This is a genomic window from Hydrogenophaga aromaticivorans (assembly GCF_013387465.1).
Classification (GTDB): Bacteria; Pseudomonadota; Gammaproteobacteria; order Burkholderiales; family Burkholderiaceae_C; genus Hydrogenophaga; species Hydrogenophaga aromaticivorans.
In genome coordinates, this window is record NZ_VYGV01000001.1 from 357,986 (window position 1) to 372,093 (window position 14,108).

15 protein-coding genes are annotated in these 14,108 nt (G+C 68.1%); 5 read left to right on the plus strand and 10 right to left on the minus strand.

Annotated features, from left to right (window positions below; all coding sequences use genetic code 11):
• Positions 1–393 (minus strand): c-type cytochrome (locus F3K02_RS01720; protein ID WP_425485554.1); only part of this gene is annotated, 393 nt, incomplete at its 3' end.
• A 60-nt stretch (positions 394–453) separates the two neighbouring features.
• On the opposite strand from F3K02_RS01720, the gene F3K02_RS01725 reads away from it, so the two are divergent.
• Both F3K02_RS01725 and F3K02_RS01730 read left to right on the plus strand, forming a co-directional pair.
• Positions 454–693 (plus strand): cysteine-rich CWC family protein, encoded by a 240-nt coding sequence (locus F3K02_RS01725; protein ID WP_177132609.1) that lies wholly within the window; start codon positions 454–456, stop codon positions 691–693.
• Entirely contained in the window at positions 693–917 is a 225-nt protein-coding gene (locus tag F3K02_RS01730; protein ID WP_177132612.1) for a hypothetical protein, read from the plus strand. The genes F3K02_RS01725 and F3K02_RS01730 overlap by 1 nt, the downstream gene beginning before the upstream one ends.
• Positions 918–1,029: 112 nt before the next feature.
• On the opposite strand, the gene F3K02_RS01735 is transcribed toward F3K02_RS01730, so the two are convergent.
• The 4 genes from F3K02_RS01735 to F3K02_RS01750 form a co-directional block, all read right to left on the minus strand.
• Entirely contained in the window at positions 1,030–1,368 is a 339-nt protein-coding gene (locus tag F3K02_RS01735; protein WP_177132614.1) for a hypothetical protein, read from the minus strand.
• A complete protein-coding gene (locus F3K02_RS01740) occupies positions 1,365–2,864 on the minus strand; it encodes a DegQ family serine endoprotease (RefSeq protein WP_177132616.1) in 1,500 nt (499 codons plus the stop codon). The genes F3K02_RS01735 and F3K02_RS01740 overlap by 4 nt, the downstream gene beginning before the upstream one ends.
• A gap of 513 nt (positions 2,865–3,377) precedes the next feature.
• Entirely contained in the window at positions 3,378–4,715 is a 1,338-nt protein-coding gene (locus tag F3K02_RS01745) for an ATP-binding protein (RefSeq protein WP_177132618.1), read from the minus strand.
• Between the two features lie 127 nt (positions 4,716–4,842).
• Positions 4,843–5,502 (minus strand): response regulator, encoded by a 660-nt coding sequence (locus F3K02_RS01750; RefSeq protein WP_177132620.1) that lies wholly within the window; start codon positions 5,500–5,502, stop codon positions 4,843–4,845.
• Between the two features lie 148 nt (positions 5,503–5,650).
• On the opposite strand from F3K02_RS01750, the gene F3K02_RS01755 reads away from it, so the two are divergent.
• The 3 genes from F3K02_RS01755 (at position 5,651) to F3K02_RS01765 (ending at position 8,482) form a co-directional block, all read left to right on the plus strand.
• A complete protein-coding gene (locus F3K02_RS01755; RefSeq protein ID WP_177132622.1) occupies positions 5,651–7,144 on the plus strand; it encodes a DHA2 family efflux MFS transporter permease subunit in 1,494 nt (497 codons plus the stop codon).
• Positions 7,145–7,376: 232 nt separating this feature from the next.
• Positions 7,377–8,153, plus strand: coding sequence for a class II glutamine amidotransferase (locus F3K02_RS01760; RefSeq protein WP_177132624.1), 777 nt, complete (start codon positions 7,377–7,379; stop codon positions 8,151–8,153).
• Positions 8,150–8,482 (plus strand): DMT family transporter, encoded by a 333-nt coding sequence (locus F3K02_RS01765; protein ID WP_177132627.1) that lies wholly within the window; start codon positions 8,150–8,152, stop codon positions 8,480–8,482. The genes F3K02_RS01760 and F3K02_RS01765 overlap by 4 nt, the downstream gene beginning before the upstream one ends.
• Positions 8,483–8,510: 28 nt before the next feature.
• Here the strand turns inward: F3K02_RS01765 and F3K02_RS01770 are convergent, their stop codons facing one another.
• From F3K02_RS01770 to F3K02_RS01790, 5 genes are all read right to left on the minus strand, one after another.
• Complete coding sequence (locus F3K02_RS01770) at positions 8,511–9,086, minus strand: hypothetical protein (protein ID WP_177132629.1); 576 nt, start codon at positions 9,084–9,086, stop codon at positions 8,511–8,513.
• 204 nt (positions 9,087–9,290) lie between these two features.
• Entirely contained in the window at positions 9,291–9,578 is a 288-nt protein-coding gene (locus F3K02_RS27375) for a VF530 family protein (RefSeq protein WP_343066948.1), read from the minus strand.
• A 95-nt stretch (positions 9,579–9,673) separates the two neighbouring features.
• Positions 9,674–10,618, minus strand: a complete 945-nt coding sequence (gene gshB / locus F3K02_RS01780) for a glutathione synthase (protein WP_177132633.1) — start codon at positions 10,616–10,618, stop codon at positions 9,674–9,676.
• Complete coding sequence (locus F3K02_RS01785) at positions 10,615–11,802, minus strand: benzoate/H(+) symporter BenE family transporter (protein WP_177132635.1); 1,188 nt, start codon at positions 11,800–11,802, stop codon at positions 10,615–10,617. The genes gshB and F3K02_RS01785 overlap by 4 nt, the downstream gene beginning before the upstream one ends.
• 156 nt (positions 11,803–11,958) lie before the next feature.
• The gene (locus F3K02_RS01790) at positions 11,959–13,827 is read right to left on the minus strand and encodes a KUP/HAK/KT family potassium transporter (RefSeq protein ID WP_177132637.1); all 1,869 of its coding nucleotides are present in this window, start codon (positions 13,825–13,827) and stop codon (positions 11,959–11,961) included.
• Positions 13,828–14,108: the final 281 nt, after the last annotated feature.

Consider the following 14,108-nt stretch of genomic DNA (forward strand, 5'->3'; position numbering starts at 1 on the left):
CACCAGGGCTTCGCCCCGCGCCAGTTCGGCCGGCGGCGCGGAGGCTGGCTGCGGCGGCGGGTAAGGCAGATCCAGACCGGCGAAGTGGCCCGCGATGTCGCGCAGGTAGGCGTCATTCAGGTGGTCGAGCAGGTAGCTCATGCCGGCGTTGTTGCGCCGGCCCTCGCGAAAGTGCAGCAACTGGTGGTACAGGTATTCCGCCGGCTTGCCGGCGATGCGAGGAAAGTAGCCTGCGTTGGTGGCACGGCCCTCCTGGCCGTGGCACAGGGTGCAGGCCATCACGCGCTGGGCCAGGGTGTCGGGCACCGCGCGCAGCGGTTCGGCGGCGATCGCGGCGCCGTGCCAGAGCAGTGACGCGAGGACGAGGGAAATGGGGCTTCGAAGGAGGGGCATGGGCGCTATGAAAGTACCACAGCCATTCGGTCGGTACACTGATCAGATCGCGCCATTTCCATGCAGACCACCGCCTTGTCCATCGACCCGACCCGTTGCCCGCTGTGTGGCGGCGACAACCGCTGCGCGATGGAGGTCGAAAAGGCCACGGGCGAACCCCAGCCGCCGTGCTGGTGTGTCACCGCAACCTTCACGCCCGACCTGCTGGCGCGCTTGCCCGCAGAGGCGCAGGGTCAGGCCTGCATCTGCGCACGCTGCCTTGCCCGCTTCAACGCCAACACCCAAGAAAGCACCCCCTGATGGCCTGGCTCGACCGCTTCCCCCTGGGTCTTCTGATCGCCGTCGCGCTCTGGCTGACGGTGGCACCCATCGTTCCGGAGCCGCACCTGATCGAGAAGCTGCGCATGCTCAGCGAGGGCACGCTGGTAAAGCCCATCGACATCTTCGACCTGCTGCTGCACAGCGTGCCGCTGGTGCTGCTGGCGGTGCGCCTGTGGCGTGACGCCAGGCGCGGCCGAGGCTGAACGACAACGCTCGCAAGCAGCGGCTCGGCACAGGGCACCGCCGGGCCGGCTTTGCCGGACGGCCAGTGCCGTCCCCTTGAGGGGGTCGCGCGCAGCGCGGCGGGGGTGGTCACTAATTCACGACAAACGCCAGCACCAGGGCGCCCAGGGCCAGCAGGCCCAGCGCGCCGATGAACACGTTTTCGCCCAGCGCCTCGAAACGTGAGCCCCCGTCGTGCACGCGCATCGAGGCGAACGAGAGCACCGCGCTGACGAGGAACACCAGCGCGTCCACCGCCAGCAGCTTGTCAACCACCACCCGCCCGGCGCTGAAGGGGCTCAGCAGGCTGATGTAGAGCGCCGTCAGGCAGACCCCGATCATGGTGGCCGAGGTCGGCAGGATGTGGGCCGACAGCCCGCTCTGGCGCCGAGGCCCGCCAACGCTCGCCTCGGCGTGCGGCGCGGCACTCATCCGAGGCGCACCGGCACGAAGATGGTGTCGCCGTCGCGCCGGATCAGCAGCGCCACCGACTTGGCCGACTTCGCCACCGCGGCCCGGACCTGGTCCACGCTCTGCACCGGCGTGCCGTTGACCGCCATCAGCAGGTCACCCGGCTGCACGCCGGCGAGCGCCGCCGGCCCGCCCACGTCCTCCACCACCAAGCCTGTGCTCACGCCCGACTGGCGTTTTTCCTGCGGCTGCAGCGGACGAAGCGCCAGACCAAGCTTGCCCTGGCCCACGCCATCAGGGGCCTGGGCCACCTGGGCCTTCTTGTCGCTCGCGTCACCCAGCTTCGCGGTCAGCGTCTCAGTCTGGCCCTGGCGCCAGACCTCCAGTGTCATCTGGCTGCCCGGGGCGGATTGACCGATCAGCGCCGGCAGGTCGCCCGAGGCCACGATGCGCTGGCCGTTCGCCTGGCGGATCACGTCGCCCGGCTTCAGCCCCGCCTTGTCGGCCGGGCCACCGGCCTCCACGCTGGAAACCAGCGCACCTTCGGGCTTGTCGAGCTGGAAGGAGTCGGCCAGGGTCTGGTTCACCTCCTGCACCGACACACCCAGGCGCGCGTGGCTGGCCTTGCCGGTGGCCACGATCTGGTCCTTGACCTGCGTGGCCAGCTCGATGGGGATGGCGAACGACAGGCCCTGGTAGCCACCGGACTGGCTGTAGATCTGCGAGTTGATGCCCACCACCTCGCCGCGGCTGTTGAACAGCGGCCCACCCGAATTGCCCGGGTTGACCGCCACGTCGGTCTGGATGAACGGCACGAAGCTGTCGTCGGGCAGCGAGCGGCCCTTGGCGCTGACCACGCCGGCGCTCACGCTGTTCTCGAAGCCGAAGGGCGAGCCGATGGCCAGCACCCACTCGCCCACCTTGAGGTCGCGCGCGCTGCCCAGTGGCACGGTGGGCAGGTCTTTGGCATCGATCTTCAGCACGGCCACATCGGTCTTCGGGTCCGAACCCAGCACCCTGGCCTTGAACTCGCGCCGGTCGGTGAGCTTGACGATCACTTCGCTGGCGTCGCGCACCACGTGGGCGTTGGTGAGGATCAGGCCGTCGGCACTGACCACGAAGCCCGAGCCCTGGCCACGCACCGGCTGCGAGCGCTCAGGACGGCCGCCGCCCTGGCCCTGGAAGCGGCGGAAGAATTCAAAGAACGGATCGTCGGGGTCGATGCCGGGTGGCAGGCCACGCGCCGCGGCGACCTCTTCGCCCTCGGCGGAGGTGTGGCGCACGCCGCTGACACTGATGTTGACCACGGCCGGCCCGTAGCGGTCGGTGATTTTTGAGAAATCGGGCGTGCCCTGCAGGATGAGCGGCTGCGCGGTGCTGCCGGCCACCGTGGCGCTGACAGGCGCCTCGGCCCGCGCGGAGCCACCGGCCACGTAGGTGGCGCCGGCGCCACCCAGCAGACCGGCGGTGAGCAGAGCCAGAACGAGGCGGGTGGGGGAGAGAGTTCGGGTGTTCATGTGTGCTCCTTGTGAAGCCATGGGTTGGACAAGGGTTCACTGTCGAAGCAAACACTTAGACCGGGCTTAAAGACCACTGCGGGCGGGGTCCTGGCCGATCACTGTGGGTGGAACACCCGTTTCGTTCGCGGCACCTCGCGTGCCAAGGCGTGGGTTCTCCACCGGTAGAGAGCCACTTCATTTCTTGCTGCGGCAGGTGCTGTCCGGTGGGGGCGATTTCCGGGGCGGCTGTGACCGCCAGACTGGGGCCGGGCGCGCCAGTGCGCGCATCGTTTCTGACTCGCGGCCATTGTCTGAGCGGAGAGAGCGCAGCGAACGCAGCGAGTTTGGCCGCGCTGGCCCCAGGCTGGTGGACGCAGCGAAGTCGGCGCATCGCGCCGACCGCCCCGGTATGAGCCCCCGCCGGGCAGCGCCTGCCGCAGCCGCGAGGTGCTGCCTCTTCGGGACGCGCACCAGCGAACACGCCCGTCAGAAGAAGAGAAGCACCTCAAAAGGCCGGCCCCAAAGCCCCACTCACCCCATGGCACCCGGCGGGAAAACCACCCGCACGCGCAGGCCTCCCAACGTGGGCGAGGCATCCAGGTGCAGCGTGGCGCCGTGCAGATCGGCCACCGCCTTGACGATGGCCAGCCCCAGGCCACTGCCCGCCGAGGCCGCCTCCGGCACACGGTAGAAGCGGTCCAGCACACGCCCGCGTTCGGCCTCGGGAATGCCCGGACCGCTGTCTTCCACGCTGAGCTCCAGTGTGCCCGCGCCGGCGCGCAAGGCCACATCGACTTGGCCACCCGCCGGGGTGTACTTGACCGCGTTCTCCAGCAGGTTGCGCACGAGGATGCGCAAGGCCTCGGCGTGGCCGCTCACCCGTGCAGCGTCGGCCTGGGCGAGGCCGAGGTCGATGCTGCGCACCTGGGCCGCAGGCGCCATGTCGGCCACGGCCAGACGCACCAGCTGGTCCAGCGCCACCGGCTCGGGCCGCACGCCCGACGCCGCGCTGGCCTGCTGGCGCGCCAGCACCAGCAGTTGCTCGATCAGCCGCGTGGCGCGGTCGATGCCCGAGCCCAGACGCTCCATCGCGCGCTCGCGCGTGGCGTCATCGGGCGCGCGCTGCAGGCCCTGCACCTGCAGCTTGAGCGCGGCCAGCGGCGAGCGCAGCTCGTGCGCGGCGTCGGCCACGAAGCGCTGCTGCGCGTCAAAGGCCTGCGCCACGCGCCGCAGCAGGCCGTTGAACTCGTGCACCAGCGGGCGCACCTCGTCGGGCAGGTCGGTTTCGGTGAGCTCGGTCAGGTCGTCGGCCTGGCGCTGTGCCACCTGGCGCTGCGCGCGCGCCACCGGCGCCAGCGAGGTGCTGACCACCCAGCCCACCAGCAGCATGAGCAGCGGCGCCAGCAGCAGGATCGGCACCGCCGTGCGCAGCGCGAGCGAGCCGGCCATGCGCTGGCGCACCGCCAGGTCCTGCGCCACCTGGATCACGAAGCTGCGCGCCTGCACCGAAAACACGCGGTAGCGCGTGCCGTGCGCGAGCACGTCGGTGAAGCCCAGCACCGCGCGCTGCGGCAGCTCGGCGCGCGCGGCCGACTCGAACACCAGCTCGCCATCGAGCGTCCAGATCTGCAGCACGAAGTCGAAGTCCTGCCCCTCGGCGGGCACGGGGATCACCCCGGTGACGAGGCCCTGTGGCAGGCCGGCGCGCAACGACAGCGCGGTCTGCTGCATGTGGTAGTCGAAAATCTCGTCGGTCTCGGCGCGCGCAGCCCGCCAGGCCAGCCCCGCCTGCAACAGCGCGGTGGCCAGGATGGCCAGCAGCACGAACACCAGCAGCCGGGCGCGCAAGGATGAGAGGTAACGCTTCACGTCAGCACTCCCCGCCCGAGCGCCGGTACGACGTTGCTTGGCCCAGGGATGCCGTGGAACCGGCTCCGCCGGGCCACAGGCACCTTCCCCCCAGCGGGGGGAAGCCGCGAAGCGGCGCAGGGGGGATTCATATCTTCTTCACCATGTAGCCCACGCCGCGCACGTTCTGGATCAGTTCGGCCCCGAGCTTCTTGCGCAGACCGTGGATGTAGACCTCCACCGCGTTGGAGCTGACCTCGTCCTTCCAGCCGTAGAGTTTTTCCTCCAGCTGCGCGCGTGAGAGCACCAGACCGGGCCGCGCCAGCAGGGGTTCGAGCACCGCCCATTCGCGCGCCGACAGCACCACCGGCTGGCCATGCACGGACACCTCGCGCGTGGCCGGGTCGATGCTCACGCCATGGTGCTCGTACACCGGCTCGGCGCGCCCGGCGGCGCGGCGCAGCAGGGCGCGGATGCGCGCGAGCAGTTCGTCCATGTCGTAGGGCTTGAGCACGTAGTCGTCGGCCCCGGCGTCCAGCCCCTCGATGCGCTGCTGCACCGAATCGCGGGCGGTGGCGATCAGCACCGGCAGGCGGTTCTTGCGCGCGCGCAGCGCCCGCAGCACCGACAGGCCATCGCGCCGGGGCAGGCCCAGGTCAAGCAGCAGCAGGTCGTAGGTTTGGGTGCACAACGCCGTGTCGGCCAGCTCGCCATCTTTCACCCAGTCCACCGCGTAGTGTTCGGCGCGCAGCAGATCGAGCACGGACTCGCCGATCATGGTGTCGTCTTCAACCAGCAGCAGCCGCATGGAGGGTTCCTTCGGAGGTCCGGGGCCGAACGGCCCACACGGTCATTCTGCCAGCGCTCCCCGCGCCAGACTTAGGCGAAACTGAGGCCGCACCCGGTGCCGGGGATTGCGCGGGCGGTTATCGTTGCGGCGTCCCATCCTCCCCGCCATGACACAGCCCACCGACCACTCCATCACCGCACTGCGCGAGCGCTACGGCGCGCGCTACCGCTGGTTGCTGCTGCTCTCGGTGATGGTGGGCACCATGGCGTCGATCATGTCGTCCACCATCATCAACGTGGCGATCCCCGACATGAGCCAGCACTTCACGCTCGGCCAGGAGCGCGCGCAGTGGGTCACCTCGGGCTTCATGGCCGCCATGACGGTGTCGATGCTCACCACGCCCTGGCTGCTGGCGCGCTACGGCTACCGGCGCACGTACTCGGGCTGCATGTGGCTGCTGATGGCCGGCGGCGTGGCCGGCGGTTTTGCCCATCACTTCCCGCTGGTGCTGGCGGCGCGTGTGGCCGAGGGCCTGGCGGCGGGCGTGGTGCAACCCATTCCCGCGATCATCATCCTGCGGGCTTTCGAGCCGAACGAACAGGGCCGCGCCAGCGGCATCTTCGGCATGGGCGTGGTGCTGGCGCCGGCCATCGGCCCCAGCATCGGCGGCCTGCTGGTGGACGGCTTCGGCTGGCGCTCGATCTTCTTCATGGTGGTGCCGTTCTGCATCGCGTCGCTCTGGCTGGCGCAACGCTTCGTGCCCGGCACGGCACCGGGGGGTGGCGCTGCCAACTCCCAGGGTGCCGGGCTTGACTGGCGCGGCCTGCTGCTCGCCACAGTGGGCACGCTGTGCCTGCTCAACGGCCTGGTCGACCTGCAGGGCGGCACGGTCGCCAGCGCCGCCGGCCTGCTCGGTGGCGCGGCGCTGGCGCTGCTGTTGTTCGTGTGGCTGCAGCGGCGCACGCTCAAGCGCCGGCTGCGGCGGCCCGACGAAGGCACCGACCCGCTGATGAACCTCTCGCTGTTTGCCGACCGCCGCTTCGCCATGGGCAGCATCGTGGCCTTCATCTACGGCATCGCACTGTTCGGCTCCACCTACCTGCTGCCGGTCTACATGCAGATGGGGCTGGGGCTCTCGCCGTCCTACGTGGGCAGCATCCTGCTGCCGGCGGGCCTGGTGCTGGCGGTCACCATCGCCATCGTCGGGCGCCTCGCCGACCGCCAGCCCACGCACCGGCTGGTCACCATCGGGCTGGTGTTGCTGGCGGCCTCGTTCGCGCTCATGTTCACAATCGACCTGCGCCGCCCCAGCCACATCATTCCGCTGCTGGTGACCTGGGCGATCCTGGGCCGCATCGGGCTCGGTTTCATCCTGCCCTCGCTCAACATCGGCGCCATGCGCGGCCTGGAGCGCACCCACATCCCGCAGGGGTCGAGCGTGATCAACTTCCTGCGCATGCTGGGCGGCGCCGCGGGCGTCAGCCTGTGCGGCATCGTGCTCGAATGGCGCGTCGCCGCCCACGGCTTCCGGCTCGACACAGCCAACCCCAGCCCGGAGCGGCTGGCCGCGTTTGACGAGACCTTTGGGCTGCTCGCCGCGATCTGCGCCCTGGCGATCGTCGCCGCATGGCGGCTGCGTACGGAGCGCACGACAGACTGAACCCTGAACACGCGGTGGACCTGCGTGCCTCGACGCAAGCGGCCCCGCCCCATCGCGGGCAGACCGCCGCACAATACAGGCTTCACCACCAAAATGCCTCCGACCGAGGCGCAGCGCCGGAGCGGGGGTTCCCCAATCCAGCACGCACCGTGGAACCGGCTTCGCCGGGCCACTGGTGCGGTCCCCCCTTCCAGGGGGGAAGCCGCGCAGCGGCGCAGGGGGGTCACTCCAGATGTGCCAACTGCTCGGACTCAACTGCGCCACCCCCACAGATGCCTCGTTCAGCTTCACCGGTTTCTGCCAGCGCGGTGGCAACACGGGAGAACACGCCGACGGCTGGGGCATTGCCTTCTTTGAGGGTCGTGGCCTGCGGCTGTTTGTGGACCACCAGAGTGCGGCCCGGTCGCCGATGGCGGAGTTTCTGCAGAAGTACCCGCTCAAGAGCAAGAACATCATCGCCCACGTGCGCAAGGCCACCATCGGCGAAGTGGCGCTGGAAAATGCCCACCCCTTCACACGCGAACTCTGGGGACGGCACTGGGTGTTTGCCCACAACGGCGACCTGAAGGACTATTTCCCCCCGCTGCACAGCCACTTCCGTCCCATCGGCAGCACCGACAGCGAGCGCGCGTTTTGCTGGCTGATGCAGGAACTGTCCAAATCCCACGCCAGCCTGCCCAGCACCGAAGAGCTCACGCTCACGCTGCGCGAGCTCGTGCCCCAGGTGCGCCACTTCGGCAGCTTCAACTTTCTGCTCTCCAACGGCGAAGCGCTGTGGGCGCACTGCAGCACCAAGCTGCACTACCTCGTGCGCCAGCACCCATTCGCGCTGGCCACCCTGATGGACCATGACTGGACCGTCAACTTCGCCGATCTCAACCATCCCGGTGACCGCGCCGCCGTGATCGTCACCACGCCCCTCACCCACAACGAGACCTGGACCGCCTTCGAGCCCGACGAGCTCAAGGTGTTCGTGGACGGTCTGCCCGTGCTGGAGAAGACCGCTTGAACGCCTGGCTGACACTGGGGATCGCGATCGTGGCCGAGGTCATCGGCACGACCGCGCTCAAGGCCAGCGAAGGGTTCACGCGGCTCGGTCCTTCGGCCATCGTGGTGGCGGGTTATGCGGTGGCGTTCTACTGCCTATCGCTGGTGCTCAAGACCATCCCGGTGGGCGTGACCTATGCCATCTGGTCGGGCCTGGGCATCGTGCTCATCACGCTGGTGGCCTATGTGGTCTATGGGCAGAAGATCGACCTGGCCGGCCTGCTCGGCATGGGCCTGATCATCGCGGGCGTGGCCGTGCTCAACATCTTCTCAAAAACCGCCGCGCATTGAAGCCTGCGCGCGGTGCGCTCTCAGCCCGTCAGAGCACCTTGAACAGCTTCTCGCGCAGCTCCGGCAGGCGCTTGGCGCCCATGCCGTGGTTGGACATGCTGCTCGCCCAAGCGTGATAGACCACGCGCAGCTGCTCGGTGGTCCCGGCATGGAAGATGTCCTCCACCAGCGAAATGCGCGTGTTCTGGCCAATGATGGAGTTGACGGAGTTGATCATGAAGTTGCGCGCCATCTCGTTGTCTTTGGCGCTGCGTGATCCGGCGCTCGGCAGGCCCGGTATCTCGCTGGACGACGACTCGACCCCCTCATTTGTCGCCGTCGACGTTGCCGCCGCTGCAGGGGCAGCCGCGGCCTGCGAGGCCATGGGTTTGGTGCGCGCCTGCGCCTCGACGCAATCCAGTGTCAGCAACTGACCCAGGATCTCTTCAATGTCGCCGTTGCCGCTCAGAAAAGGGGCGAGTTCGCTGCCCGAGCGTTTGCCATCGACCAGCACGAGGATGCGGCGCACCAGCGGCGACAGGCCGAGCGATCGGGTCTGGATTTCCTGTTGCCCAACGGCCGTCTTGGCATAGACAGCGGTGGTCAGATCAAAGGTTTCGGGCATGGAACGTGTGGTGTGTCGGTATGGGCAGGGCTCCCTGAACACCCGCTTTTACTGCACCCGTTCGCGCGCAACAAGGCGGGAATGCCATGACATCGCACGAAAGCACTTCTTTTGACTGACAAATCCGGACCCGAAGTCCGGTGCCAACGGGGCACCCGTGGTGCAGGCACGACACGCGCCCGTTCAAGGTGTGTTGCTATGCAATTAGGTGCGGCCCCGTGCACCGCCGGCCCGCCGCTCTTCGCGCAGCATGAAAAGGTACAGGCCTTCGACCTTCTCGCGCGCCCACGGTGTCTTGCGCAGGAAGCGCAGGCTGGAACCCACGCTCGGGTCCACGTTGAAGCAGCGCACCGGGATGCGCTGGCCCAATTCTTCCCAGCCGTAGTGGTCGGCCAGCGCGGTGACTATTGTTTCCAGCGTCAGGCCGTGCAGCGGGTTGCGCGCCTGGAATGCATCGGCGCCCCCAAGCGTCTTCCCGCTTTGCGCGGGAATCCGGGGCTCCGCCGCTTCGCGGGTCGCTGCCCCCCGAGGGGGCTGGCCTTGCTTGGGGCGGCCCGGCGCTGCGGCCGCGGCGTCGTCTTCTTCCGTCATCTCAGCGCAGCCTCCAGCGCATCGACGAACATCGCCGGCACGTCGAACCCGGTCTGGTCGGTGATCTCCTGGAAGCAGGTCGGGCTGGTGACGTTGATCTCGGTCACGCTGTTGCCGATCATGTCCAGCCCCACCAGCAGCAGGCCGCGCGCGGCCAGCACGGGCGCGATGGCTTCGGCCACGGCGCGGTTCTCGTCCGACAGCGGCTGGGCCACGCCCTTGCCGCCGGCCGCGAGGTTGCCGCGCACCTCGTTGCCTTGGGGAATGCGCGCCAGCACGAAGGGCGCCACCTGCCCGCCGATCAGCAGCAGGCGCTTGTCACCCAGTGCGATCTCGGGCAGGTAGGCCTGCGCCATCACGCTCGTGGCCCCGCCCTCGTTGAGGGTTTCCACGATCGACCCCAGGTTCATGCCATCGGCACCGACGCGGAAAATGCCCGCGCCGCCCATGCCGTCGAGCGGCTTCAGGATGATGTCGCGGTGCTCGGCGTGGAACGCCCGCAGTTCGTTCGCGTTGCGCGTCACCAGGGTCGGCGGCGCGAAGGTCGCGAACTCCATCAAGGCGAGTTTTTCAGGGTGATCGCGCAGCGCACGCGGGCTGTTGAACACCTTCGCGCCTTCGCGCTCGGCCTGTTCGAGCAGGTGCGTGGTGTAGAAGAACTCGCTGTCAAACGGCGGGTCCTTGCGCATGAGCACGGCATCAAAGCTGTGCACAGGCTCCAGCGCCTCGCTGGTCACGGTGTACCAGTCGTCGGCGTGGTTGTTGAGCTGCAGATGGCGCACCTGCGCGATCACGGACTGGCCGCTGCGCCAGCTCATGAAGCGCGGCTCGGTGCTGGCCACGCGGTGACCGCGCTTTTGCAGCTCGCGCATCATGGCAAAGGTGGTGTCCTTGTAGATCTTGAAGGACTCGATGGGATCGGCAACGAAGAGGATGTTCATGGCGTGTCGGTTTTCTGAGCCCTGTACTGTTGCACAAACAGCGCGAGCGCGCCGGCGACCACGCCCCAGAAGGCCGAGCCGATGCCGGCAATGACCACACCGCTGAGTGTGACAAGGAAGGTGATGAGCGCGGCTTCGCGGTGGCTGTCGTCGCGCAGAGCGGCGTGCAGGCCGCCGCCGATGCTGCCCAGCAGCGCCAGACCGGCGATCGCCAGCACCAGCTCTTTGGGGAACGCGATCAGCAGACCGGTGACGGCCGCGCCGAACAGGCCGATCAGCACGTAGATGGCGCCGCAGGCCACCGCCGCGGTGTAGCGCTTCTTCTTGTCCGGGTGCGCCTCTTCGCCCATGCAGATGGCGGCGGTGATGGCGCTCAGGTTGAGCGCGAAGGCACCGAAGGGCGCGAGCACCAGCGTGACCACGCCGGTCATGGTGATGATCTTCGAGATCGGCATGTCGTAGCCCGCCGCGCGGATGGCCACCATCCCCGGCAGGTTTTGCGAGGCCATGGTGACGATGAACAGCGGCAGCGCCAGGCTCACGAAAGCGCTGAGGGTGAACTCGGGCGCGGTGAACACCGGCCTGGCCCATTCCAGCGTCAGCGCGCCCGCGTTGAACTGGCCCCGGACCAGCACATACACCACCGCCACGCCCAGCGAGAGCGGCACCGCATAACGCGGCAGCAGGCGCCGGCCCAGCAGGTAGGCCAGCAGCATGAGCAACACCAGCGGCAGCGCGGTCTGCGCCGCCGCAAACGCCTGCAGGCCAAATCGCGCCAGCACACCGGCCAGCAGCGCCGAGGCGAGGGCCATGGGGATGCGGTTCATGATGCGCTCGAACCAGCCGGTGGCGCCCGCGAGCGCGATCAGCACGGCGGAGGCCATGAAGGCGCCGACAGCCTGCGGCATGGTGAAGCCTCCCGCCAGCCCGGCCGTGGCCAGCACGGCCGCGCCGGGCGTGCTCCAGGCCACCATCACCGGCTGCTTCCAGAGGAGCGAGGGAATGGCCGAACACAGCCCCATGCCCAGGCCGAGCGCCCACATCCAGGAGGTGATGAGTTCGGGCGTGGCGCCGAAGGCCTGTGCGGCCTGGAAAACGATGGCCACCGAACTGGTGAAACCCACCAGCACCGCCACGAAACCGGCCGTGGCGGCCGAGAGGTTGAGATCACGGAAGAACGACATGCGGCAATTGTGCAGGGCCAGCAGCAACCGCTGGACAACACCGGACACTCCGGAGCAAGTGACCGAGCCCAGGATGCGGTGGAACCGGCTTCGCCGGGCCACTCGCATCGCCCCCCAGTGGGGGGTGACGCGCCCTGAGGCGCGGCGCAGGGGGCGTCAAATCTCGATCTTGGACCCCAGCTCAATCACCGCATTGCTCGGCAAATTGAGAAACTCGGCCGCAGCGCCCGCGTTGTGGTGCATCTGGGCGAAGATCTTTTCGCGCCAGGGCGCCATGCCGCTGCCCAGTGTGGGCACAACCAGGTCGCGCGAGAGAAAGTAGCTGGTGGTCATGGGCTCCAGCTCGCAGCCTCGGGCACTCATGAGCCGCAGCGCCTTGGGCACATCCGGGTCGTCCTTGAAACCGTAGTGGATCACCACTTGCCAGCAGTCGTGCCCCAGCGGCTCGACTTCCAGCCGCTTGTCCAGAGCGATCCAGGGCACCTCGTGGCTGCGCACGGTGACGAACAGGTTCTGCACGTGCAGCACCTTGTTGTGCTTGAGGTTGTGCAGCAGCGCGTTGGGCACGGTGCCGGTATCGGCCGTCAGGAACACGGCCGTGCCTTCCACCCGCAACGGCGGGGCCATGAACACCGCTTCAAGGAAACTGTCGAGGTCCAGCGATTCGGCCTGCTGCTTGGCCGCCATCAGGGCGCGACCCTGCTTCCAGGTCATCATGAGCGCGAACACCACGCCGCCGATCAGCAGCGGGAACCAGCCGCCGGCGAACAGCTTGAGCAGGTTGGAGCTGAAAAAGGCCAGATCGACCACGAAGAAGAAGCCGGTCGCCAGCAGGCACAGCCACAGCGGGTACTTCCAGCCGTAGCGGATGACGAAGAAGGTCAGCACGGTGGTGATCAGCATGTCCAGCGTCACGGCGATGCCGTAGGCCGCGGCGAGGTTGGTCGACGACTTGAACATCACCACCGCGAGCACGATGGCGGCAAACAGGCCCCAGTTGACGACGGGCAGGTAGATCTGGCCGGTGTCGTGCACGCTGGTGTGATGCAGGTTCAGGCGCGGCAGGTAGCCGAGCTGCACCGCCTGCTTGGTCACGCTGAAGGCGCCAGAGATCAGCGCCTGGGAGGCGATCACCGTGGCCATGGTGGCCAGCCCCACCAGGGGCAGCAGCGCCCAGTCGGGCGCCATGTTGAAGAACGGGTTTTTCACCGCTTCGGGGTCGGCCAGCAGCAGCGCGCCCTGGCCGAAGTAGTTCAGCGTCAGGCAGGGCATGACGATGGCGAACCAGGCCACGCGGATCGGCTTCTTGCCGAAGTGCCCCAGGTCGGCGTAGAGCGCTTCGCCGCCGGTCACGCACAGCACCACCGCGCCGAGGATGATGAAGGTGGTGCCCGGCTGCTGCCAAATGAAACGCAGCGCGTGGTGCGGGCTCAGCGCCGCGAGGATTTCGGGGTGGCCGACGATGTGCGACACGCCGAGCACCGCGATCGACACGAACCACAACACGGTGATCGGGCCGAAGAACTTGCCGATGCCACCGGTGCCGCGCTTCTGCACGAAGAACAGGCCGAACAGCACCACCAGGGTGATCGGCACCACGTACTGCTTGAAAGCCGGGGAGACCACCTCCAGGCCCTCGACCGCCGAGAGCACCGAGATCGCTGGCGTGATCACGCCATCGCCATAAAACAGCGAGGTGCCGAAAATGCCGATGACCAGCAGCCATTTGCGCAGCTCCGGTTTGTCCTTCACCGCCTGCGACGCCAGCGCCAGCATGGCGATCAGGCCGCCCTCGCCCGCGTTGTCGGCCCGCAGCACCAGCACCACGTATTTCAGCGAGACGATGACCGTCAGGGTCCAGAAGACGATCGACAGCACACCGTAGACGTTTTCGTGTGTGAACGGAACGTGGCCCGACCCGAAGATTTCCTTGATGGCGTACAGCACGCTGGTGCCGATATCGCCATACACCACACCAATGGCCCCCAAGGTGAGCGCGGTGAGCGAAGATTTGTTGCTGGACACAAAAATACCCGGGACTTGTCGGCCCGGGTTTGGCTGTCAATATGGGGGCGATTCTGCGCTCAGGGCCAACGCGCCGCCAGTAGGGGGGATCGCTGAAAGGGCCATGGCGTGAAGAATGTTGCAACGCAGCAACCCCAACGGCGAGATGGGGGTCACCCAGAACGCAGCGGAACCCAACCTCAGTCGGAGCGACGTACCTGTCACCAGGATGCGGTGGAACCGGCTTCGCCGGGCCACTCGCATCGCCCCTTGGGGGGTGACGCGCCGCAGGCGCGGCGCAG

What these genes read in the sequence shown, in the direction of transcription:
- F3K02_RS01760 (WP_177132624.1), top strand. Translation starts at nt 7,377, where the DNA reads ATGTGCCAACTGCTCGGACTCAACTGCGCCACCCCCACAGATGCCTCG.
- F3K02_RS01755 (WP_177132622.1), top strand. Translation starts at nt 5,651, where the DNA reads ATGACACAGCCCACCGACCACTCCATCACCGCACTGCGCGAGCGCTAC.
- F3K02_RS01785 (WP_177132635.1), bottom strand. Translation starts at nt 11,802, where the DNA reads ATGTCGTTCTTCCGTGATCTCAACCTCTCGGCCGCCACGGCCGGTTTC.
- F3K02_RS01735 (WP_177132614.1), bottom strand. Translation starts at nt 1,368, where the DNA reads ATGAGTGCCGCGCCGCACGCCGAGGCGAGCGTTGGCGGGCCTCGGCGC.
- F3K02_RS01750 (WP_177132620.1), bottom strand. Translation starts at nt 5,502, where the DNA reads ATGCGGCTGCTGCTGGTTGAAGACGACACCATGATCGGCGAGTCCGTG.
- F3K02_RS01740 (WP_177132616.1), bottom strand. Translation starts at nt 2,864, where the DNA reads ATGAACACCCGAACTCTCTCCCCCACCCGCCTCGTTCTGGCTCTGCTC.
- F3K02_RS01725 (WP_177132609.1), top strand. Translation starts at nt 454, where the DNA reads ATGCAGACCACCGCCTTGTCCATCGACCCGACCCGTTGCCCGCTGTGT.
- gshB (WP_177132633.1), bottom strand. Translation starts at nt 10,618, where the DNA reads ATGAACATCCTCTTCGTTGCCGATCCCATCGAGTCCTTCAAGATCTAC.
- F3K02_RS01730 (WP_177132612.1), top strand. Translation starts at nt 693, where the DNA reads ATGGCCTGGCTCGACCGCTTCCCCCTGGGTCTTCTGATCGCCGTCGCG.
- F3K02_RS01770 (WP_177132629.1), bottom strand. Translation starts at nt 9,086, where the DNA reads ATGCCCGAAACCTTTGATCTGACCACCGCTGTCTATGCCAAGACGGCC.